The organism is Dolichospermum sp. DET69 (genome assembly GCA_017355425.1).
GTDB lineage: Bacteria > Cyanobacteriota > Cyanobacteriia > Cyanobacteriales > Nostocaceae > Dolichospermum.
In genome coordinates, this window is the sequence record CP070233.1 from 4,256,838 (window position 1) to 4,278,721 (window position 21,884).

The window sequence follows — 21,884 nt, forward strand, 5'->3', positions numbered from 1 at the left end:
ACCGGATAAGGGTTTTGCTGGGCATTGCCCACCCTACAGATTTAATTACGGCAAATTTGATTAATTACAGCACCGTTTTTATTTATTACTTCTATGATTAAAGGCATTTGTCCCATTGCATGAGTTGAACAACTTAAACAAGGATCAAAAGCCCGAATTCCAGCTTCTACACGGTTTAACATTCCTTCTTTAATTTGATTACCTTGGATAAAATGACGGGCAATTTGGGCAACTGTCCGATTCATTGCTAAATTATTTTGACCTGTGGCAATAATCAAATTCACTTTTAACATTAAACCATTTTCATCAACTTGATAATGATGAAATAATGTCCCTCTAGGGGCTTCACTCACCCCAACTGCTTCCAGGCAATTAATCCCAGCTTCCGCACGGAGACGAGTTGATAAAATATCAGGATCATCAAGGATAATTTCTATGTGTTCAATACAGGCTAAAATTTCAATTAACCGCGCATAGTGATAGAAAAATGATGATTTAACAGTGCCGTTTCCATGAGAGCGAAATTCTTTTAATTCTGCGTCTGCTAAAGGTGTACCAATGTGAGTACAAATATTCAATCTTGCTAATGGTCCAACGCGATACATTCCACTATCTAAACGACAATGATTGCTACTATCTGGATAACCTAAAGGACGATAGTAAGGCGATTTTAAATAAGAGTCTGCCTGCACTGCTTCACCAATAAATTCATGATAGTTAGCAGCGTTGAGTTTATCAGCAACAATATTTCCCGCACTATCAACAAATCGGATATTTCCATCATAAGTTTCCCATAAACCTTCAGGACTTACTAAACCCATAAATAAACTGGGAAAATTACCAAAGGTTTGAGCTTCTTTTTCATAATCTTTTAATAAGCCTTTAAATAAGTTTATGGCATTAATTACAGTGGTCTTTGCTTCAGGAATCCGTTGCTGAATGTGAGTGCGATTTTCTGCGGTTAAAGGGTCACGAACTCCACCAGGGACAGCCCAGGAAGGATGGACTTTTTTCCCTCCTAATAACTCAATGATTTCTTGTCCAAATTGCCGTAAACGAATCCCACCTCTAGCTAATTCTGGAACAGCCGCAATTAAACCAAAAATATTTCGTTTTTCAGGTTCACTATCCATACCTAATAATAAATCTGGTGCGCTGAGGTGAAAGAAACTGAGAGCATGGGATTGGAGAATTTGACCTAAATTCATTAAACGGCGTAATTGAGTGGCTGTTTTTGGGATTGTGACAGCTAAAATGCGATCGCCTGTTTTGGCTGATGCTAATAAGTGACTGACTGGACAAATACCGCAAATTCTGGCAGTAATTCCCGGCATTTCTGGAAAAGGACGACCAACACAAAATTTTTCAAATCCGCGAAATTCAGTCACATGAAAACGAGCATCATTTACTTGACCTTCATCATCTAAATAAATGCTGATTTTGGCGTGTCCTTCAATGCGGGTAACGGGGTCAATAACGATGGTTTTCATAATTAGTTAGTTGTGAGAAAATTGTAGGTTGGGTTGACGCTCATGTTACCCAACATTTCCCTAAATTTGTTGGGTTTGGTCTTCGTTCTACCCAATCTACGAATTACTACGAATTACAAATCATAAATCCTAGACTCTATAAATTCTGGATATTCATCACAGTAATCTTCAAAGGCAGTTTTGAGAGGTTTTTCGGCGCGTTGGTGAGCAATTTCTGCTTGTATTTCTTCCACTACATCCCAAGCTGCTGCACATTCTGTGGAATTTATACCTTTTTCTGTACAAACAATTCGAGCTTTTTTAATTTCATCTTGTAATTCTTGTTCTAATAAAAATGAGCGCGGTTGTTCTAGACAACTACTGCGGGCTAATATGTCAGTAAGTGAGATTATTCCTAATAGTTTACCACTAATTACAGGCGCACGGCGAAGATGATGATTAGCAAATAATCTGGCTACATATTCTAAACCTAATTCTGGATTGACAACAATACAAGGTTTAGTCATAATTTCATAAACACGGACTTTATTCGGATCTTTACTATAGGAAATTACCTTATAAACAATATCGCTTTCTGTGATAATTCCATAAGCATCTTGTTCATGACGACGATCTACAATTAACGCTCTCCAATCTCTAGCTCTCATTAAATCAACTGCTTCTTTTACTGTGGCTGAACTGCGAATCATTGCCACATCTTTAGTCATTACATCTGCTGCTGTTAACATAAGTCACCTCGGAAAAATAGGAGTCAGGAGTCAGGAGTCAGGAGTCAGGAGTTAGGAGTCAGGAGTTAGGATAAAAGAAGCAAGGAAGAAGAAGGAACTAGGAAGAAGAAAGAAGAAATTTATTTAGTGATAATTAGTAATTACTAATTAACCAAACTTAATCATCTCGCGTCCTTGTATTTCTGGTTTTTCTCCCTTTAATAATGGTTCAAGTGCGGCACGAATCCGGGGGGCTGAAGGGGGACAGCCGGGTAAATAAATATCAACAGTTACTACATAATGAACGGGGACAACTTTATCTAATAAAGGGGGAACAATACCCGGTAAATTAGGAATTTGTTGGTTAACATCTGATTGTTGAATATAAGCTAGTTGTAAAGCTGGTTCAGCACCACCAGAGAGATTCCGTAAAGCGGTAACATTACCAGTAACAGCGCAATCACCAAAGGAAATTATTGTTTTAGTTCGTTCTCTAATTTTATGAATTAATTCTAAATGTTCTTCGTTAGCTATAGCCCCTTCAACTAATACTAAATCTACACCTTCTGGATATTCTTTAATATCAGCAATGGGACTATAAACTATATCTACTTGTGCGGCTAAATCAATTAACCATTCGTCCAAATCAAGAAAGGACATATGACAGCCAGAACAACCACCTAACCACACTGTTGCTAATTTGATTTTAGTCATATTTTTGCCTTTTCAGTTGAAATTAATGATTGCCATTCTTTAACTATAGAAGCAGGAACTGAGATATTAATGAATTTTGTACTAGCTAAAGGTATGGACAAAATTAAAGATTCTGGAGGTAATTGGGGCAGAATATCTGTAAAGTCATATTGACCAATAGTTGGGGCTGGGGCTTCCTCTAAAAATACATCAGCAGCATTCCAAACTTGACCTGTAGTTGAGGTGATTTTTAAAGGTTGGGGATGAATTAATTCACCAATACTAGGAAACCCAACTAAGCGAAGATTTGTCCTAGATTTTTGCTCAGAATACACTTGTTTAAATAAGACAACCTGCCAAACTTTTCCTGATTGATCATCTAATTTTGTTTGTGAGCGATAAATAACTTCTCCTGGGGGATTTCCTAACTGAGTAACCGCAGCCATTACTTTTTCAGATGTGAGGTTTGCTAAGTTTAGGAATATAAATGTGGTTAATATTCCCACTAATAGAATATGCCTAAATATTTTTTGAATATGCTGTAACATGAGATTTTACTTTAAGTTATGGCTAATGACCAATGACTAATGACTAATAACTAAAAATTCCATTGTTTCTTCTCTCGTGCGGTTACTAAAAATTCAATTTTACCCCGATCATGTACCATTTCCCCAACACTTGAACCTTTATTAAATAGCGCTCCTGTGGGACAAGCATTAACACATTTACCGCAGGAAGTACAAGTTTGGGAAGTTCCCCAGGGCTGATTCAAATCAGTAATTACGTGAGATTTTGAACCTCTTCCTGCCATATCCCAAGTGTGAGCGCCTTCGATTTCATCACATACTCGCACGCAACGAGTACAAAGCACACAACGATTATGATCTATGCCAAAAAGATGATGAGAAGTATCAACATTACGCTGAGAAAATTGATATTCTAATCGAACATGATCCATACCCATTTCTATGGCTAAATCTTGTAATTCACAGTTACCATTAGCCACACAAACTGAGCAAATATGATTACCTTCAGCAAATAGCATTTCTACAATTGTCCGCCGATATTTTTGTAAGCGATCGCTATTTGTATTTACCTCCATTCCTTCAGCAACTTTTGTCACACAAGCTGGCTGTAATTTATTACTTCCCGCAATTTCTACCAAACATAAACGACAAGCCCCAACATCGCCTACACCCTCTAAATGACATAATGTAGGAATATGAATACCCGCTTCTTGCGCTGCTTCTAATAAGGTTTCATCCTCACGAGCGCTCACCAATTCGTCATTTATTGTTAAAGTTTTTACAGTCATAATAATTTGGTCATGGGTAATAGGTAAGCTAAAACGCACGTAATTTAAATGTTCGGGCGGGCAAGATGCCCACCCCACAATATTTAAAATTATTGAGGTTATACAATTTAAATACGGAACAGCTTAATAGGTAATTAGTAAATCCTTAAATCCTGAAAATCCTGATTCAGACAATTTTCCGGATCAAGTAAGTAGGCATAATTAAATATAACATGGGCAGGCAGGATGCCCACCCCACAATCAGGATAATATTCTTGTGGGGTGGGCTTCTAGCCTGCCCTAATCAACAATATTATTTTATATTTATTTCAGCCCATCTACTTAGTAATTGGAAAATACCTCTTAATCGGTGTAAATCCTAAAATCCTGAAAATCCTGATTCAAACAATTTTCCGGATTAGTAATGGGAAAATACCTCTTAATCGGTGAAAATCCTTAAATCCTGAAAATCCTGATTCAGACAATTTTCCGGATTAGTAATGGGAAAATACCTCTTAATCGGTGAAAATCCTAAAATCCTGAAAATTCTGATTCAGACAATTTTCCGGATTAGTAATGGGAAAATACCTCTTAATCGGTGAAAATCCTTAAATCCTGGATATCCTGATTCAGACAATTTTCCGGATTAGTAATGGAAAAATACCTCTTAATCGGTGAAAATCCTTAAATCCTGAAAATTCTGATTCAGACAATTTTCCGGATTAGTAATGGGAAAATACCTCTTAATCGGTGAAAATCCTTAAATCCTGGATATCCTGATTCAAACAATTTTCCGGATTAGTAATGGGAAAATACCTCTTAATCCTGTAAATCCTTAAATCCTGGACATCCTGATATGGCTTGCGCCACGCTACGCTATCAGACAATTTCTTTTATTGTCTAATCAAAGCTAAATACTCATCATGAAAATAACGCAAAGTGCTAAAAACAGGATTTGGTGCAGACTGTCCTAAACCACATAAACTTGTGTGTTTTACCATATCGCAAAGTTCCTCCAACAAATCCAAATCTACTAGTGAACCTTCTCCTTGACTAATCTTTGTTAATAAACCGTGTAATTGCACAGTTCCCACTCGACAAGGAATGCACTTACCGCAAGATTCTTCCATACAAAATTCCATGAAAAAACGGGCAACATCTACCATATTCGTGGTTTGATCCATGACAATCATTCCACCAGAACCCATCATTGAACCCAAGGCGGTTAAGGATTCATAATCTACAGGTGTAGCAAAAGCCGAGGCAGGAATACATCCCCCTGAAGGACCACCAGTTTGTACTGCTTTAGCCATACCACCGTCGGGAATACCTCCTCCCATGTCTTCCACAATTTCTTGTAAGGATGTTCCCATTGGTACTTCTACTAATCCCGTATTGCGGATTTTTCCCGCTAATGCAAATACCTTTGTGCCTTTACTTTTACCAATGCCGATATTAGCAAACCAATCAGCACCTTTACGGATAATCGGCGCGATATTGGCAAAGGTTTCTACGTTGTTTATTAAGGTTGGATAGCCCCATAAACCCGACTCAGCAGGGTATGGTGGGCGGGGATGAGGAATACCACGTTTACCTTCAATAGAAGCCATTAAAGCCGTTTCTTCACCGCAGACATAAGCACCTGCACCGATACGAATTTCAACTTTAAAATCAAAGGGAGAGTCAAAGATTTTTGAACCCAAAAGTCCTAAGTGTTGAGCTTGATGAATTGCCGTTTCTAATCGTTTAATAGCAATGGGATATTCTGCCCTAACATAAATATAACCTTGATTTGCACCGATGGAGTAGGCAGCGATCGCCATCCCTTCCAAAACCCGATGGGGATCACTTTCTAATACACTCCTATTCATAAATGCACCAGGATCACCTTCATCAGCATTACAAATAACAAACTTTTTCTCCCCTGGGGATTTTGCCACCGTTCCCCATTTTAAACCAGTGGGATAACCAGCACCACCGCGCCCCCGTAACCCGCTTTTAGTAATAGTTTCTACTACCTGACTGGGTTTCATTTCCCGCAGCACTTCATAAAGGGCTTGATAACCATCTGCGGCAATGTAAGCTTGAATGCGTTCGGGGTTAATTTTACCACTGTTTTCTAGGACAATCGGCAATTGACGACTAAAAAATGGCTGATTTAAATCACCTTGTTGTAAATTTGTGACTTCTCCATTTACCCCCGCAATAATTTCTGCTGCATTTTCTGGGGTAACTTTTTGATACAACTTTGATGCGGTCGGATTTTCCAAGTTTTCCACTTGTACCAATGTTCCTTGACAACAGAGCCGCATACAACCGACACCAGAAACTTGCACAGTATCTTGTAACCCCGCAGCTTTTACAGATACTTCAAGATTGTCTTTGACAGATTGGGAGTTAGAAGACAGACAACCCGCAGCAGTACAACAGCGAACTTGCACAGATTTCTGTTGAGAACGTTCTTTTTGACCAATTTCTAATAATTCATTTAGTTCCATTTTGCAACCATTCTCCCACTTTTTCGCAAACTGATTCCGGGGTTTGATGACCGAAAACAGCACCATCAAACACTACCGCAGGGGCAATTCCACAAGCACCCAAACATCTAGCTGTCATCAAGGAAATTTGACCATTAAGGGTAGTTTCCCCTGCGTGAATTTGCGTAAATTGTTCTAAGTTGGTTAAGATATTCTGAGAGCCTTTGACATAACAAGCAGTACCCGTACATACCACACAGTTATGAACCCCTTTAGGTGCAAGGGAAAACAAATGATAAAAAGTTGCCACACCATAAACCTGACTAGGTGGTAATTTCAGGCTATGGGAAATGTAAAGTAATAAATCCAGTTCTAAATAACCAAATAGTTCGGAAGCCCGATGAAGAATTTCAATAAGTGCATCTTGTTGATATTGATGACGCTTAATAGTTGCGTCTAACATCTTTAAACGCTTATCTCCACTGGGATGAGTTGAAGAGGGTGAAACTGATGTTTTCATATTTTTTCCACTTCAAAGAGACTGATAAGAGGTAAAAATATTTACCAATTACCGTTTGTTTTATACCAATTTTATGTGAGGCTGTACAGAATCATAAAATCCATGAATTCATCCGTCTTTATCTGCGTTTATCTGCGTTTAATAATTCTTGAAATTTTATTCTATGCAGCTTCATCGTAATTTGATATTAATTACTAAAAGTTGTAGTTTTTGAAGTAGCATCTGCTGCTTTAGAACTAACGGGAAGATGGACAATCTGCACTGAACAAGGGGCATGATGTAAAACATAGTTACTTTCACTACCCAGAAAGACTTCCGCTAGTCCAGAACGTCCCCGTCGTCCCATAACAATCAGGTCAGCATTCCAAAATTTGGCTAATTCACAAATCATTTTGCCTGGACTACCAGTATTTTGCGTAAATTCCGTGTTAACACCAGATGTATTAGCCTGGGTGATCAATGACTGTAACATCTGCAAACCTTCATTTTTAAATTTTTCCCAATGTTCTTGGTATAATTTAAAACTTTGCTCATTTAAACCTGGATAGTAGTCAATATTGGGGAAAATCAGGGCTTCAGGGCTACCATCTTCTTCCTGGGATAACACGTGCAGCAACATTAAGTTTGCAGATGTTAACTTTGCTAAAGATAAAGCTTGTTCAAAAACTTTGATACTCATTTCTGAACGATCTAATGCAACTAAAATTCTGTTAAACATATATACCTCGATGTTACCTTGCCAATTACTGATAATTACTATATCCTGTTTTTAGTTTGATACTTACACTTATACACAGAAAATTTGAAACCTCTGTGAGGATAGATTTTTAAGGTATGATATTTACTTTATCCAAAAAAGAGCAAAATTACATCTCAACGAGGATAGATTAACAAATATTTATAATATTCATGAAAATCTATTTCTCCGTGCCAATAATGTGTAAATCTATTTTTTGATCTCTGATTAACTCTAGCAATTGTTGGGTAAAAGAGCGTTTAAAAAATCTTTTCCATCGAGGTTGCTGACTTTCACCAATAACTATCTGGGTGATATGATGATTGGCAGCGACTTGGGCAATTGTTTTAGGAACACTGTTGCTTTTAACATGAATAAATTCACCAGCAAATTCCTTGCAAAGTTTTTCACAAGTATCAATATGTAAACTTTCTGCTTTACTCAAGAAACGTTCCGGATCTGCGATGAATACAGTATACAACCTAGCATTCATATAATTGGTAAGTCGCGCTCCACGACGTAATAATTGAATTGAGTTTGGATAAGTAGATACACACACTAAAACTCGTTCATGGACATTACAAACTTGCCCAGCAGAGATGGAGGTATTTGCTTCTTCTTCAACGGTATCAGCGACTTCTCTTAATGCTAATTCCCGCAAAGCAATGAGGTTGCGACGCTGAAAAAAGTTTTCTAAAGATTGCTCAATTTTATCAGGAGCATAAATTTTACCTTCTCGCAGACGTTCTTCCAAAGTTTCTGGAGTCACATCAATTACAACCACAGCATTAGCTTCATCTAGAAGCAGATCTGGAATGCGTTCTCGCACCACGACACCCGTAATTTTTGCCACCAAATCATTCAAACTTTCTAAATGTTGAATGTTAACAGTAGAGTAAACATCTATACCGGCTGCTAAAATTAACTCTACATCTTGATAGCGTTTTTCTCTAGTTGAACCAGGGATATTTGTATGTGCCAATTCATCAACTAAAACCAGTTGGGGAAAGCGCGATACAATCCCATCTGTATCCATTTCTTCGAGGTTAATATTCTTATGAAGAATGACTTTTCTAGGAATTACCTCTAATTCTAGGGCTTTTAAAGCGGTATCTTTGCGTCCATGAGTTTCTAAAAAGCCAATGACAACATCAATACCATCTTTTTTAAGTTGATGTGCTTCCTCTAGCATTCTATAAGTTTTACCAACACCAGGAGCCATACCAATGAAAATTTTATGTTTTCCTCGTCGAGGAGGACGGATATAAGAACTGTCAGGGGATAGGGTATTGGGAGGGAACATGAATAATTTCCTACTTATTTGCTAATTTTATCCACTGCTAGATTTAGTTTTAAAACATTTACTCCAGGTTCACCAAATATACCCAAAAAGCGACCATCAGTGTTTTGAGCAATTAAAGTTTCCAGTTGCTGAGGCTCAACTCCTCGCGCTTTGGCTATGCGGGTAATTTGTACCTTAGCACTTTCCGGGGTAATGTGAGGATCAAGACTCGAACCAGAAGTATACACTAAATCCGCAGTAGGTTGGATACCCGCTTTTTTCAGTCGTTTGATTTCCCCTTCATTCCCGTTAATCCGTTCTAACAATGCGGGATTACTGGGAGCTAAATTACTAGCACCAGATATCCCAGTTTTCAAAATATTGGCTTCATCCTTTTTTGGGTTTGCGGTGCTGTAATTGGTAGTGCTAGGACGACTCCAAAAATACTTTTCACTTGTAAAAGGTTGACCGATTAATTCTGAACCAATAATAGCACCTTGAGAATTTTTAATTAAACTACCATTGGCTTGATAAGAAAAAGCAACTTGTCCCGAAATCAACATAAATAGTGGATAGATAAAAGCTGTTAATACCCACAAAACTAAAGTTGCACGAATCGCTTTACTAATTTGATGTCTTTGACTCATTTTTAAAGTTCTCCATTTTCAAAAGTATCTAAGTTTTTGTTGGGTTGTCACTTAACCCAGATCCCCAACTTCTGAGATCAATTCATAATTTATTAACAAAATAAAAAAGAAGTTGGGGATCTTATTAATCCTCATTAAAATCTCTCTGGTTGAAAAATGACAACAAATAAATAAATAGAAAGACTCAGAATCACAAGTCCCAATAAAGTGATTGTGTAAGCTGAAAATCTTGATTCTACTGCTGGAGTTGCTGCTTGAACTGCTGGTGCTAGTAATAAGTTAAAGCAAAGTAGTAAAAACAGACCCAGAGGAACACGATTTCGTTTAGAAATTGCCATTGATAAATATTCCATAATTTCAAATCCAAAATTGTTTAAGCTAATCCTACAGATGTAATAAAAACATCAATAATTTTGATGGCAATAAAAGGAGCAATCACCCCACCTAATCCGTAAATAAAGATATTCCGTTGCAAAAGTTGGTTAGCAGTGAGAGGACGAAATTTCACACCAGTTAATGCTAAAGGAATCAAAGCTGGGATAATTAAAGCGTTGTAAATTAAAGCTGATAAAACCGCTGATTGGGTACTTGCCAAACCCATAATATTTAAACCACTAACACCAATACCAGGGAAGATTGCCGGAATAATGGCAAAGTATTTAGCGATATCATTAGCGAGAGAGAAAGTTGTCAAAGCCCCACGAGTAATTAGTAATTGTTTACCAATAGTAACGATATCAATTAATTTAGTCGGGTCAGAATCTAAATCTACCATATTAGCAGCTTCCTTTGCTGCTTGTGTACCAGAATTCATTGCTACCCCCACATTTGCTTGAGCTAAAGCTGGGGCATCATTAGTACCATCTCCAGTCATAGCCACTAATTTGCCTTGAGCTTGTTCGCTACGAATTACTTCAATTTTATCCTCTGGTGTGGCTTCCGCAATAAAATCATCTACCCCAGCTTCTTCGGCAATTACTGAAGCTGTCAGACGGTTATCTCCTGTCAGCATCACAGTTTTGATTCCCATTCTCCGCATTTGATCAAAACGTTCTTTAATCCCTGGTTTAATAATATCTTTGAGATAAATTACCCCATAAACATCATCATTTTGACAAATTGCTAATGGTGTTCCCCCTAATTTAGAAACTCGCTCATAAGCTGTATCTAATTCTGGTGTTAATTGTCCATTTCGGGAACGCACAAATCCTTTAATTGCATCTACAGCCCCTTTGCGAATTTCTATCCCATTGGGTAAGTCAATTCCACTCATTCTCGTTTTTGCTGAAAATTCAATACCTTCGGCTGTTTTGGGATCAAAATCTAATTTTGCTCCTAATGTTTCGGCTAATTTAACAATTGATTTTCCTTCGGGAGTTTCATCAAAAATACTGGATGCTAAAGAAATTTGGGCAACTTCATCAAGGGAATGACCTTTAACAGGAATAAATTCCTCTGCCATGCGGTTTCCTAATGTAATTGTTCCCGTTTTATCTAAAACCAAAGTGTTAATATCTCCACAGGCTTCTACTGCCCTTCCAGATGTGGCTATGACATTAAATTGAGCAACTCTATCCATCCCCGCGATGCCAATTGCACTTAATAAGCCGCCAATTGTGGTAGGAATTAGTGCCACTAATAAGGCAATTAAAACCGCAATACTTACAGGTGATTTAACATAAACTGAGACTGTAGGTATAGTGACAATTACCACTAAAAAAACTTGAGTTAGCACTGCCAAAAGTACAGTTAAAGCGATTTCATTGGGTGTTTTAGTGCGAGAAGCCCCTTCTACTAAAGCAATCATGCGGTCAATAAAACCTTGACCTGGATCTGATGTGACCCTAATGATTAATTCATCAGAATTAATGCGCGTTCCTCCTGTTACAGAACTAGCAATATCAGTTCCTGGTTGTTTCAATACTGGTGCAGATTCTCCAGTAATAGCAGATTCATCAACAGCAGCTACTCCAGCAATTACTTCTCCGTCTGCGGGGATAACGTCACCAGCAATAACTTTAATTTGGTCACCACGACGCAAAGTAGCAGAATTAACTTCTTGAATAGTACCGTCAGTAAGAAGTTTTCTAGCTGTAACATCGGATTTTGTCGCCCGTAAAGAGTCAGCTTGGGCTTTTCCTCTGCCTTCAGCCACAGCTTCCGCAAAATTTGCAAAAACCAAAGTAAGGAATAGAATTATCGTGATTAGACCGTTAAAAAGTCGCGGGTTATTACCAGGAGTCACCCCAAAAATATTTGGATCCACAGTCATTAAAGCCGTAACAATCGTCCCTACCCAAACTAAAAACATAACTGGATTTTTGAGCATATTGCGTGGGTCTAATTTGACAAACGCTTGTTTAAATGCCCGAGCATAAATTCCAGTAGTTTTAACTTTGGGAGTATGTTTCCGTTCTTGTCGAGTTTTTGTAGTTTTCATGGATATTTAGTTATTTGAAAATGCACAACTTCAAAGAATGACCCCACCCCCAACCCCCTCCCCGCAAGCGAGGAGGGGGCTATGATTTACCCATCAAAAACCATTCTGCAATTGGTCCTAAAACTAATACAGGAAAGAAGGTCAGCGCCCCCAGAATTAAAATTACTCCTCCTGTAACTCCGGTGAATAAACCAGTGTCGGTTCTCAAAGTACCGGAAGTGATCGGAACTGCTTGTTTATTGGACATACTATCTGCCAATAGCAATAAGGCAATAATAGGGATATAACGTCCTGCTAAAATACTGAAAATAGTGCTAATATTCCACCAAAGTGCTGTTGGGGCTGGTTGACTATTACCTAGTCCTGCAAAGCCAGAACCGTTATTTGCTGCTGCGGAAGCATATTCATAAACTACTTGAGAAACGCCATGAAAACCTGGGTTACTAATACCTGAAAGATTATCAGGAAAGGCAAAGACAATTGCCCAAGGAATGAGAACGGCGAAGGGGTGAACTAACAAAACAACGCTGGCAAGAACGATTTCTTTTTTCTCAATTTTACGGCTTAAAAATTCTGGAGTTCGTCCTACCATTAAGCCAGTTAAAAATACTGCCAAAATATAGTAGATAAATAAATATGCTGTCCCTGTTCCTTGTCCACCCCAGATGATTTGCAAGAATAAATTAAATAGGAATACTAGCCCACCGGAGGGCATAAATGAATCGAGTAATGCGTTAACAGCCCCACACATTGTTCCAGTTGTTATAGTTGCGAATAATGAACTTTGCGCCCAACCAAATCGAACTTCTTTTCCTTCTAAATTAGGTTGTTGTGAACCTAGTAGGGAATTAACTAGAGGATTTCCTTGATATTCTCCAATTGCAGCTACAATTAACAAGATTGTAAAGATACTAAAAACCATCCAAAATGCTAACCATGCCTGTTTAATATTATTAGCAAATATGCCGTAAGTGTAAATTAGGGCTGTGGGAATAGAAATCATTCCCCAAGTCTGTAATAAGTTAGAAAAACCACTGGGATTTTCAAAGGGATGTGCGGAGTTAATAGCAAAAAAACCACCACCATTTTCACCAATTTGCTTGATTGCTTCTATATGAGCAACTGGTCCACGAGCGATCGCTTGTGTTGCTCCTTCTAATGTTGTTGCTGTTGCTACTCCTGCCAGGGTTTCTGGCACACCAGCCATGATGAATAACAGTCCCATAATTATTGACATGGGCAACAAAATCCGGGTAATTGATTTGGTAATGTCAATATAAAAATTACCTAAAGTTCTGCCAGTTAAACCCCGAATAAAGGCAATTCCTACTGATAAACCTGTGGCTGATGAAACGAACATCAAAAAACCCAAAGCGAAACTCTGACTGGCATAACTATATGTTGTTTCTCCAGAATAATGTTGTTGATCTGTATTAGTTAAAAAGGAAAAAGTTGTGTGCAATGCTGTATCCCAAGTCGGTGTACCTAACCCTGTTGGATTGAATGGTAGCCATGCTTGTGTCATCAAGATTGTAAATACTAAAATTCCCATGACAACATTGCTGTAAAGTATCGCTTTGGCATATTGCCAACCTGTCATTTCATCTTGAGGACGGACTCCAATTAAGACAAAAATTATTTTTTCTAAAGGATTTAACACAGAGTCAAGTAGTGTTCTTTCTCCTAGAAAAATGCGAGCAATATATCTCCCCAATAAAGGAGTAGTAGCAATGACGATAATTAATGTCAATGCAATTTGTATCCAACCTTGTAACATGAATTATAAAAGCTCCTAAAATGATAAATTAAACACAATCTTTATTTAGATGAGTTTATATCATTAATGATTTTCAACATAAAAACAAGGCATAGAAGGATATAAAAAATGTTTAACTTTGATATACAGGTGTTTAGCCAGAGATATATATCAGTGTTTAGAAAGTAAATAAGATCCCCGACTTCTTAAAGAAGTCGGGGATCTGAAGCTTGACGATTGCTATAGTTAAATAAATTGATCAAAGGTGAATTTGTAAATGACATATCTAAAAAAGAAATTAATAAACAATAATTTACAACTCGGTAAAATATTACTGATTGTGACTATATTTATCTTTTTAGGAGGTTTAGAATATTCCACCCCAAATGACTATGTGTTTGGATATCTCTACAGTGGAGCAATTTTATTAGTCAATTCTTGGTTTGGGGGAATAGCAACAACAAATGCAACATTTATTGCTGTTTTTCTAACTATGTTAAATGTGTGGATACCTGGAAATGAAGTAATTCAAGCTTCTACTTTTGCGAATCGAGTTATTGCGTCTATTGCGTTAATAGTCACAGGATTTTTAAGTCAACGATTGCGAAAATCTCAAAAAGCCATTGCTCTTACTCAAACTAAACTACAAGCCCAAGCCCAATTGGTGAGACTAAGAGAAGATTTTGCTTCCACACTTACCCACGATTTAAAAACACCACTTTTAGGAGCAATTGAAACTATTAAAGCTTTTCAAAAAGAAAAATTTGGCGTAGTTTCACCAACTCAGAAAAAAGTTTTGGACACAATGGCACGTAGTCATGAAACTTCCCTAGATTTATTAGAAACTTTGTTAGATGTTTATCGCAATGATACTGAAGGCTTAAAACTGGATTTAGCCCCTGTGGATTTAAGCATATTAGCAGAAACGGTAATGGCTACTTTGATGGAATTAGCGGCAAATCGTCGCATTCATCTATCATTAAACTATGGTAACTCCGATTGGAAGCGATCTCTTTGGGTTAATGGTGATGCTTTGCAACTGCAACGAGTTTTTAGTAATCTTCTGATTAATGCTATCAACCATTCTCGACGCGGTGATCATGTCGAAGTTGTTTTAGAACCCCAAACTTCTTATCAAGTTGTGAAAATTTTAGACACAGGTGCAGGTATTCAACATGAACAGTTTCCTCACTTATTTGAAAGATTTTACCAAGGACATAGCGATTATGGCGTGCTTTCCCAACGCCAAGCTAAAGGTTCGGGATTAGGACTTTATTTATCTCGGCAAATTATTGAAGCTCATAACGGTATAATATGGGCAGAAAACAGAGTTCCCAATGGTGCCATTTTTGGCTTCAAGCTCCCTGTTTTGCCATTTCAATCTTTTTCAAATATATGAGATGTCTTCTACCCCCATAAAAATCCTCCTAGTTGAGGATGATGAACTTTTCCGTTTAGGCTTGCGTGTGCGATTGCAGCAAGAACCTGGTTTGGAGATTATTGCTGAAGCAGAAGATGGTGAAACAGCCATTGAATTAGTCAACCAACATTCTCTCGATGTCGTTATTTTAGATATAGGATTACCAGGAATGGGGGGTATTGAAGCTTGTTACCAAATTAAACAAAAATATCCCAATTTGCCAGTTTTAGTTCTTACTTCCCATTCGCAAAAATCTCTGATTACGAGGTTAATTGAAGTAGGCGCTCAAGGTTATTGTCTTAAAGGTGTTGCATCTGAAAAATTGGTATTGGCACTTTGTTCTGTGGCTGCTGGGGCATCTTGGTGGGATGAAACGGCTACTAGGGAAATTCGTTCGGCTTTGGGAGATCATCATCACCAATTGGAATCTGAAAATATCTTAAAACCTGCTCATAAATTAACACAAAGAGAACAAGAAATTTTATCACTATTGGCAGCAGGGAAAACTAATCAAGAAATTGCTCTTGCACTCTATATTACACCCGGAACAGTACGGGTACACGTCCATACTATTTTACAAAAGTTAGAAGTTAGCGATCGCTCTCAAGCTGTTGTCGTAGCTTTACAAAAACGGTTAATTAAAAATGATTTAATTTAATTTTATTCCTCTTGTAACCAATCTTCTAATTTCAATTCTTTGATCCTTAATAAATCAGAATCGTGGGAAATTAAGATTAAATCGTGAATTATCGCTGTAGCTGCTATAAATATATCCGCGTCTTGAATTGGTAAACCTATGAGTTTTAAATTAGCATAAATTTCTGACGCTTTCTGAAATATTGCCATATCATCTAATAGCAATATCTTGTATTCATAAGATAATTTCTCAAAATCAATTAATTTTCTCGTAGCCTTTACTGCTAAAAGACCTCTTTTAATTTCATAATAAGTCATTCCACTTATGAAAAGTTTTTGCTGTTGACGAGTGACAATTTCTAACTTAGTAGTTATTTTTGGATCACGCTTGATAATTGCTGTAAAGATGTTAGTATCTAATAGATATGTCATTTACTTATTTCCGTTTCACCGCTTCATCAAATATTGCCATTTCTTCTGGTGTAAAATCATCTAATAAACCTGCCATTGCGTGTACTACTAAAATCTGGTTAATTCTTTCTGTCAAGTCATCTTCAGCAATTGTGTTTATATCATCACCAGAATTTGGTTTAGTAAACAGTTCGTATATTTTCTGAATCATTTGATCTTGATTCAATCTTTCTTGATACACACTGTTATCAGCAATCAGATTTTCTACAATCGCTGAAATGCGTTTAAAGGCGGTTTTTTCTTTAAGAGATGTATTGTTCATATTTTTACCACATCTTTTTTGAGGTTAGATACTATTCTAGCACAATTATGATATCCCCGACTTTTCCCAAAAATCAGAGATGTAGTTTTGGATAACTATCAATTATCATCTCAAAAAACCTCCCGCACCTCCACCCCATGAAAATCATCAAACATTGATAAATGAAAGATAATCAAGATTGAGTACAACCTTAATATTGATATAGATAGAATATTTACCACCTGCTAAAATTAAAATATTGGCTAAAAGTCAAAATAACTTATAATTCATTATCCTCAATTAATAAAACTGTAGAAAATATCACAAATTAACTTCCTGACTTTAGCTATTTCTAATGCTTATCTTTTTGGTTTCTCTGTATACAGTTTAAACAACCAGAAAAGACACACAGACAGAAAATCATGAACAAATCTTTTGCCACCATTGATGGTAACGAAGCCGTTGCCCGTGTAGCTTACAAATTAAACGAAGTAATTGCCATTTATCCAATTACTCCATCTTCAAATATGGGTGAATGGGCTGATGCTTGGATGTCCGAGAATAAACCGAATCTTTGGGGTACAGTTCCCAGTGTCACCCAAATGCAAAGCGAAGGAGGGGCTGCTGCTGCTGTCCATGGGGCATTACAAACAGGGGCATTAAGTACAACTTTTACCGCGTCTCAGGGATTATTATTAATGATTCCTAACTTGTACAAAATTGCCGGAGAATTAACCAGTTTTGTCCTTCATGTTTCTGCTCGTTCTTTAGCTACACACGCCTTATCTATTTTCGGTGATCATAGTGATGTTATGGCTGCAAGAGCGACTGGTTTCGCTTTTTTGTGTTCAGCTTCTGTACAGGAAAGTCATGATTTTGCACTTATTTCTCATGCAGCAACTTTAGCAACAAGAGTGCCATTTATGCACTTTTTTGATGGGTTTAGAACATCCCATGAAGTGCAGAAAGTTGAATTATTATCTGATGAAGATCTACAAGTTTTAATTCCCCAATCTTTAGTAACTGCACATCGTCAACGCTGCTTAACACCAGATAAACCAGTATTACGAGGAACAGCCCAAAACCCCGATGTTTATTTCCAATCTCGTGAAGGTGCAAACCCTTATTATCATGTTTGTGCCGATATTGTCGAAAAGATCATGGATAAATTTGGTGAACGCACAGGCAGATATTACAAACTTTATGAATATCATGGCGCACCAGATGCAGAGAGAGTAATTGTGATCATGGGTTCTGGTTGTGAGACTGTCCATGAAACTGTAGATTATCTCAATAAAGAAGGGGAAAAAGTCGGAGTTTTAAAAGTCCGACTTTATCGCCCTTTTGATGTATCCAGATTTATAGAAGCATTACCAAATAGTGTCAAATCTATCGCAGTTCTTGACAGAACAAAAGAACCAGGAAGTGCAGGAGAACCATTATATTTAGATGTGGTGACAGCAATTTACGAAGGCTGGAAAAAAACTACATTTCCAAAAATTGTGGGGGGTAGATATGGACTTTCTTCTAAAGAATTTACTCCCGCAATGGTGAAGAGTATTTTTGATAATCTCACCCAAATCAAACCCAAAAATCATTTCACAATTGGGATTAATGATGATGTCAGTTTCACCTCTTTGAATTTTGACCAAAATTTCTCTACAGAACCAGATCATGTAGTTCGCGCTATGTTCTATGGTTTAGGTTCAGATGGTACAGTTGGTGCAAATAAAAACTCCATCAAAATTATCGGAGAAGGCACAGAAAATAACGCCCAAGGTTACTTTGTTTATGACTCCAAAAAATCCGGTTCAATGACAGTTTCTCATCTACGTTTTGGGGTAGGAAAAATTCGCTCAACGTACCTCATAGACAAAGCTAACTTTATCGGTTGTCACCATTGGGGATTTGTCGAAAGTATTGATATTCTCAAAGCTGCTGCACCAGGGGCAACTTTGTTGTTAAATAGTCCTTATGATGCTGGTACAGTTTGGGAAAATCTCCCTCCAAAAGTCCAACAGCAAATTATCAACAAAAACCTGAAAGTTTACACTATTAACGCCAGTCAAGTAGCGAAAAATAGTGGCATGGGACACAGAATTAATACTATCATGCAGGTGTGTTTCTTTGCCTTAGCGGGAGTATTACCAGAAAAAGCAGCAATTGCTAAAATCAAACAAGCCATAGAAAAAACCTATGGTAAAAAAGGCGTGGAAGTTGTCAACATGAATTTAAAAGCAGTAGACAACACCTTAGAAAATCTCCATGAAGTAGGTAATAGGTCATTGGTAATAGGTAATAGAGAAGAAAAGCAATTATCAATCACCAAACCTAAATTTGTGGAGAATGTTCTTAGTAAAATCATGGTGTGGGAAGGTGATGATTTACCTGTGAGTGCGTTACCTGCTGACGGAACTTTCCCTAGTGGAACTGCAAAATGGGAAAAACGCAACGTTGCTGAAGAAATACCCGTTTGGGATCAGAATGTCTGCGTTCAATGCGGTAAATGCGTGATGGTTTGTCCTCACGCGGCTATTCGTGCGAAAACTTATCAACCTAGTGAGTTAGTTAACGCACCGACAACCTTCAAATCAAATAACGCTAAAGATAAGGATTTTGCTAACCAGAAATTTACCATTCAGGTAGCCCCAGAAGACTGTACAGGCTGTGAAATTTGCGTCAGTATCTGTCCTGCCAAAAACAAAGTAGAACCCACCCGCAAAGCAATTAACATGAGTCCCCAGTTACCATTGCGGGAACAAGAACGGGAAAACTGGAATTTCTTTGTGAGTTTACCCAATCCTGACCGGAAAAGATTGAAATTAAACCAAATTCGTCAACAACAATTGCAAGAACCGTTGTTTGAATTTTCTGGTGCTTGTGCTGGTTGCGGAGAAACGCCCTACCTTAAATTATTAACACAATTATTTGGCGATCGCTCACTCATTGCCAACGCCACAGGTTGTTCTTCCATCTACGGTGGAAACCTCCCCACAACACCTTACTCTCAAAACGCCGAAGGAAGAGGTCCAGCATGGTCTAATAGTTTATTTGAAGATAACGCCGAATTTGGTTTTGGTTATCGTTTATCCTTAGATAAACAAGCGGAATTTGCAGGAGAATTATTATCACAATTAAGTAGTGAAATTGGCGATAATTTAGTTAATGCAATTCTCAAAGCTGAACAAAAAACCGAAGCAGATATTTGGGACCAACGAGAAAGAGTGGCAATTCTCAAACATAAATTGGCAGAGATTGCGGAAACTACAAAAGACGCAAATCTAAAATCCAAAATCCAAAATCTAAAATCCTTAGCTGATTATTTAGTCAAGAAAAGTGTGTGGATAGTTGGGGGTGATGGTTGGGCTTATGATATAGACTTTGGTGGCATTGATCATGTAATTTCCACAGGTCGAAATGTGAATATTTTGGTCATGGACACAGAAGTTTATTCTAACACAGGTGGACAATCTTCTAAAGCCACTCCAAAAGGTGCGATCGCTAAATATGCGACTGGAGGAAAACCTGCACCAAAGAAAGATTTAGGTTTAATGGCTATGACCTATGGTAATGTTTATGTTACCAGCGTCGCATTAGGTGCAAAAGATGAACATACACTCAAAGCATTTTTAGAAGCGGAAGCTTTTGATGGACCATCAATCATAATTGCTTACAGTCATTGTATTGCTCACGGGATTGATATGACTAAAGGTTTACAACAACAAAAAGCCTTAGTAGACTCAGGAAGATGGTTGTTATATCGCTATAATCCGGCATTACAAGAACAGGGTAAAAATCCTCTCCAATTGGATATGAAAGCGCCTTCTGAATCGGTGGAAAAGTCAATGTATCAAGAGAACCGCTTCAAGATGTTGACGAAGAGTAAACCGGAGGTTGCAAAGTTGTTGCTAGAACAAGCGCAAGCAGAAGTAAATGCAAGATGGGAAATGTATCAATATTTAGCGAATAGGTAATATCTAAGTAGGTTGGGTTGACGCTCATGTTACCCAACATTACACTTTTATTAACTTGCATTTTTTCTCAACCGAACCTAAAATGATACAATATAAAATATGCAACCTAAAAAAAATCAAACAAGTAATCTTATAATTTAAGTAAAAATTCTTGATAAGTAACAATTTCAGTATTTTCAAATTTTGCAATCACTAATAAATCTTGATCTCCTGTAACTAAGAAATTAGCATCACTATCTTTTGCCAGTGCTAAAAGATAATTATCTTTAGGATCTCGACAAAACAATACTTCTGATGTTATGTTGACAAATAAACCAATAGTCCGCAAAAATCTAACTAATTCATCTACTTTGTTAGGTGTAAAATATTTTTGTAACTTAGGACGTTGTGTAACGAGAATAATTTCTTCTACAATTTCCTCGGAAATTACTAATTGAATAGTTTCTTCAATCAAAAGGTTTTTTAATTCTTTTAATTCCTTCCCAATCAAAAAACTAATCCAAAGATTAGTATCAATAATTATCTTAACTACTTTGTTTTCTGGCATAAATTTGAGAACGGACAATTTCAACTTCTTCGGTAATTTCTTCTAAAGACAATTCATCAGTTTGAAATGTTTCTAATAACTCTGTTAATTTCTTGTTTAAAGTTTCTTTTTCTAGTTCTTTACTAAGTAACAATTTTTCTGAATTAGAAAGTTGTTTAACTAGATTAATAATTTGCTCAAATGTCAAGGGTAATTGATAAGTATTTTGTTGTAGCATAGTATTTATCCTTCTGTTTTTCTACATTATTAACAATTTTTTATTGATTTCTATATTGTAGAATATCTTCAACCATTTTATCAACTAACTCAGCCTCGTTTGACCATTCACCAACAAATGAATTATTCATAATTTCTGGTTGAGTAAGTTGCTCAATCATGGCTTTGATTAAATCTGAAACTTGGCAATGATGGGTTTGTGTTAACTGTTCTATTTTGTCATAAGTTGCTTGATCAAGCTCAACTTCTATTTTTTTCATAGTTCTGTGATGTTGATTTTATATGGGTATACAATAGCATATTTTGAAAATCAACTTCCAATATTTTAAAATTAATA

The 21,884-nt window shown here is 37.1% G+C and carries 21 protein-coding genes; 3 read left to right on the plus strand and 18 right to left on the minus strand.

Annotated features, from left to right (window positions below; translation table 11 throughout):
* Nucleotides 1-41 precede the first annotated feature (41 nt).
* The 13 genes from EZY12_19470 to kdpA form a co-directional block, all read right to left on the minus strand.
* Nucleotides 42-1,490, minus strand: coding sequence for a Ni/Fe hydrogenase subunit alpha (locus tag EZY12_19470; protein QSX66924.1), 1,449 nt, complete (start codon nt 1,488-1,490; stop codon nt 42-44).
* A 113-nt stretch (nt 1,491-1,603) separates the two neighbouring features.
* Entirely contained in the window at nt 1,604-2,218 is a 615-nt protein-coding gene (locus tag EZY12_19475; GenBank protein QSX66925.1) for a CBS domain-containing protein, read from the minus strand.
* A 147-nt stretch (nt 2,219-2,365) separates the two neighbouring features.
* Nucleotides 2,366-2,911, minus strand: coding sequence for an oxidoreductase (locus tag EZY12_19480; GenBank protein QSX66926.1), 546 nt, complete (start codon nt 2,909-2,911; stop codon nt 2,366-2,368).
* On the minus strand, nt 2,908-3,438 hold the full coding sequence (locus EZY12_19485; GenBank protein ID QSX66927.1) for a DUF3122 domain-containing protein: 531 nt from the start codon (nt 3,436-3,438) through the stop codon (nt 2,908-2,910). Before EZY12_19485 ends, EZY12_19480 begins: the two co-directional genes overlap by 4 nt.
* A 50-nt stretch (nt 3,439-3,488) precedes the next feature.
* Nucleotides 3,489-4,205 carry a bidirectional hydrogenase complex protein HoxU gene (gene hoxU / locus EZY12_19490; GenBank protein QSX66928.1) on the minus strand — a complete coding sequence of 239 codons (717 nt, stop codon included), beginning with the start codon at nt 4,203-4,205 and terminating at the stop codon, nt 3,489-3,491.
* A gap of 872 nt (nt 4,206-5,077) precedes the next feature.
* Nucleotides 5,078-6,682, minus strand: coding sequence for an SLBB domain-containing protein (locus EZY12_19495; GenBank protein QSX66929.1), 1,605 nt, complete (start codon nt 6,680-6,682; stop codon nt 5,078-5,080).
* Nucleotides 6,669-7,181 carry a bidirectional hydrogenase complex protein HoxE gene (gene hoxE / locus EZY12_19500; protein ID QSX66930.1) on the minus strand — a complete coding sequence of 171 codons (513 nt, stop codon included), beginning with the start codon at nt 7,179-7,181 and terminating at the stop codon, nt 6,669-6,671. The genes EZY12_19495 and hoxE overlap by 14 nt, the downstream gene beginning before the upstream one ends.
* Nucleotides 7,182-7,368: 187 nt before the next feature.
* A complete protein-coding gene (locus EZY12_19505; GenBank protein ID QSX66931.1) occupies nt 7,369-7,899 on the minus strand; it encodes a universal stress protein in 531 nt (176 codons plus the stop codon).
* 199 nt (nt 7,900-8,098) lie between these two features.
* Entirely contained in the window at nt 8,099-9,220 is a 1,122-nt protein-coding gene (locus tag EZY12_19510) for a sensor histidine kinase KdpD (GenBank protein ID QSX66932.1), read from the minus strand.
* Nucleotides 9,221-9,234: 14 nt separating this feature from the next.
* Nucleotides 9,235-9,846 carry a K(+)-transporting ATPase subunit C gene (gene kdpC, locus EZY12_19515; GenBank protein QSX66933.1) on the minus strand — a complete coding sequence of 204 codons (612 nt, stop codon included), beginning with the start codon at nt 9,844-9,846 and terminating at the stop codon, nt 9,235-9,237.
* A gap of 134 nt (nt 9,847-9,980) precedes the next feature.
* Complete coding sequence (gene kdpF / locus EZY12_19520; GenBank protein QSX70741.1) at nt 9,981-10,184, minus strand: K(+)-transporting ATPase subunit F; 204 nt, start codon at nt 10,182-10,184, stop codon at nt 9,981-9,983.
* A 35-nt stretch (nt 10,185-10,219) separates the two neighbouring features.
* Nucleotides 10,220-12,286: a potassium-transporting ATPase subunit KdpB gene (gene kdpB, locus EZY12_19525; GenBank protein ID QSX66934.1), complete on the minus strand. Its 2,067-nt coding sequence runs from the start codon at nt 12,284-12,286 to the stop codon at nt 10,220-10,222.
* Nucleotides 12,287-12,365: 79 nt separating this feature from the next.
* Nucleotides 12,366-14,063 carry a potassium-transporting ATPase subunit A gene (kdpA, locus tag EZY12_19530; GenBank protein QSX66935.1) on the minus strand — a complete coding sequence of 566 codons (1,698 nt, stop codon included), beginning with the start codon at nt 14,061-14,063 and terminating at the stop codon, nt 12,366-12,368.
* Nucleotides 14,064-14,319: 256 nt separating this feature from the next.
* Between kdpA and EZY12_19535 the strand changes: the two genes are divergently transcribed.
* Nucleotides 14,320-15,441 (plus strand): HAMP domain-containing histidine kinase, encoded by a 1,122-nt coding sequence (locus EZY12_19535; protein QSX66936.1) that lies wholly within the window; start codon nt 14,320-14,322, stop codon nt 15,439-15,441.
* 1 nt (nt 15,442) lies between these two features.
* Nucleotides 15,443-16,120 (plus strand): response regulator transcription factor, encoded by a 678-nt coding sequence (locus EZY12_19540; GenBank protein ID QSX66937.1) that lies wholly within the window; start codon nt 15,443-15,445, stop codon nt 16,118-16,120.
* A 2-nt stretch (nt 16,121-16,122) separates the two neighbouring features.
* Here EZY12_19540 and EZY12_19545 read toward each other — a convergent pair whose 3' ends face one another.
* Together EZY12_19545 and EZY12_19550 are read right to left on the minus strand one after the other, a co-directional pair.
* Nucleotides 16,123-16,530 carry a type II toxin-antitoxin system VapC family toxin gene (locus tag EZY12_19545; GenBank protein ID QSX66938.1) on the minus strand — a complete coding sequence of 136 codons (408 nt, stop codon included), beginning with the start codon at nt 16,528-16,530 and terminating at the stop codon, nt 16,123-16,125.
* Nucleotides 16,531-16,534: 4 nt separating this feature from the next.
* Nucleotides 16,535-16,831 carry a hypothetical protein gene (locus EZY12_19550; GenBank protein QSX66939.1) on the minus strand — a complete coding sequence of 99 codons (297 nt, stop codon included), beginning with the start codon at nt 16,829-16,831 and terminating at the stop codon, nt 16,535-16,537.
* A gap of 401 nt (nt 16,832-17,232) precedes the next feature.
* On the opposite strand from EZY12_19550, the gene nifJ reads away from it, so the two are divergent.
* Nucleotides 17,233-20,784 (plus strand): pyruvate:ferredoxin (flavodoxin) oxidoreductase, encoded by a 3,552-nt coding sequence (gene nifJ / locus EZY12_19555; protein QSX66940.1) that lies wholly within the window; start codon nt 17,233-17,235, stop codon nt 20,782-20,784.
* Nucleotides 20,785-20,914: 130 nt separating this feature from the next.
* Here nifJ and EZY12_19560 read toward each other — a convergent pair whose 3' ends face one another.
* The 3 genes from EZY12_19560 to EZY12_19570 are packed head-to-tail and all read right to left on the minus strand — an operon-like array spanning nt 20,915 to nt 21,807.
* Entirely contained in the window at nt 20,915-21,331 is a 417-nt protein-coding gene (locus EZY12_19560; protein QSX66941.1) for a putative toxin-antitoxin system toxin component, PIN family, read from the minus strand.
* The gene (locus EZY12_19565; protein QSX66942.1) at nt 21,309-21,548 is read right to left on the minus strand and encodes a hypothetical protein; all 240 of its coding nucleotides are present in this window, start codon (nt 21,546-21,548) and stop codon (nt 21,309-21,311) included. Before EZY12_19565 ends, EZY12_19560 begins: the two co-directional genes overlap by 23 nt.
* Before the next feature lie 40 nt (nt 21,549-21,588).
* Entirely contained in the window at nt 21,589-21,807 is a 219-nt protein-coding gene (locus EZY12_19570) for a hypothetical protein (GenBank protein QSX66943.1), read from the minus strand.
* Between the last annotated feature and the right edge of the window lie 77 nt (nt 21,808-21,884).

What these genes read in the sequence shown, in the direction of transcription:
- EZY12_19470 (QSX66924.1), bottom strand. Translation starts at nt 1,490, where the DNA reads ATGAAAACCATCGTTATTGACCCCGTTACCCGCATTGAAGGACACGCC.
- EZY12_19475 (QSX66925.1), bottom strand. Translation starts at nt 2,218, where the DNA reads ATGTTAACAGCAGCAGATGTAATGACTAAAGATGTGGCAATGATTCGC.
- EZY12_19480 (QSX66926.1), bottom strand. Translation starts at nt 2,911, where the DNA reads ATGACTAAAATCAAATTAGCAACAGTGTGGTTAGGTGGTTGTTCTGGC.
- EZY12_19485 (QSX66927.1), bottom strand. Translation starts at nt 3,438, where the DNA reads ATGTTACAGCATATTCAAAAAATATTTAGGCATATTCTATTAGTGGGA.
- hoxU (QSX66928.1), bottom strand. Translation starts at nt 4,205, where the DNA reads ATGACTGTAAAAACTTTAACAATAAATGACGAATTGGTGAGCGCTCGT.
- EZY12_19495 (QSX66929.1), bottom strand. Translation starts at nt 6,682, where the DNA reads ATGGAACTAAATGAATTATTAGAAATTGGTCAAAAAGAACGTTCTCAA.
- hoxE (QSX66930.1), bottom strand. Translation starts at nt 7,181, where the DNA reads ATGAAAACATCAGTTTCACCCTCTTCAACTCATCCCAGTGGAGATAAG.
- EZY12_19505 (QSX66931.1), bottom strand. Translation starts at nt 7,899, where the DNA reads ATGTTTAACAGAATTTTAGTTGCATTAGATCGTTCAGAAATGAGTATC.
- EZY12_19510 (QSX66932.1), bottom strand. Translation starts at nt 9,220, where the DNA reads ATGTTCCCTCCCAATACCCTATCCCCTGACAGTTCTTATATCCGTCCT.
- kdpC (QSX66933.1), bottom strand. Translation starts at nt 9,846, where the DNA reads ATGAGTCAAAGACATCAAATTAGTAAAGCGATTCGTGCAACTTTAGTT.
- kdpF (QSX70741.1), bottom strand. Translation starts at nt 10,184, where the DNA reads ATGGCAATTTCTAAACGAAATCGTGTTCCTCTGGGTCTGTTTTTACTA.
- kdpB (QSX66934.1), bottom strand. Translation starts at nt 12,286, where the DNA reads ATGAAAACTACAAAAACTCGACAAGAACGGAAACATACTCCCAAAGTT.
- kdpA (QSX66935.1), bottom strand. Translation starts at nt 14,063, where the DNA reads ATGTTACAAGGTTGGATACAAATTGCATTGACATTAATTATCGTCATT.
- EZY12_19535 (QSX66936.1), top strand. Translation starts at nt 14,320, where the DNA reads ATGACATATCTAAAAAAGAAATTAATAAACAATAATTTACAACTCGGT.
- EZY12_19540 (QSX66937.1), top strand. Translation starts at nt 15,443, where the DNA reads ATGTCTTCTACCCCCATAAAAATCCTCCTAGTTGAGGATGATGAACTT.
- EZY12_19545 (QSX66938.1), bottom strand. Translation starts at nt 16,530, where the DNA reads ATGACATATCTATTAGATACTAACATCTTTACAGCAATTATCAAGCGT.
- EZY12_19550 (QSX66939.1), bottom strand. Translation starts at nt 16,831, where the DNA reads ATGAACAATACATCTCTTAAAGAAAAAACCGCCTTTAAACGCATTTCA.
- nifJ (QSX66940.1), top strand. Translation starts at nt 17,233, where the DNA reads ATGAACAAATCTTTTGCCACCATTGATGGTAACGAAGCCGTTGCCCGT.
- EZY12_19560 (QSX66941.1), bottom strand. Translation starts at nt 21,331, where the DNA reads ATGCCAGAAAACAAAGTAGTTAAGATAATTATTGATACTAATCTTTGG.
- EZY12_19565 (QSX66942.1), bottom strand. Translation starts at nt 21,548, where the DNA reads ATGCTACAACAAAATACTTATCAATTACCCTTGACATTTGAGCAAATT.
- EZY12_19570 (QSX66943.1), bottom strand. Translation starts at nt 21,807, where the DNA reads ATGAAAAAAATAGAAGTTGAGCTTGATCAAGCAACTTATGACAAAATA.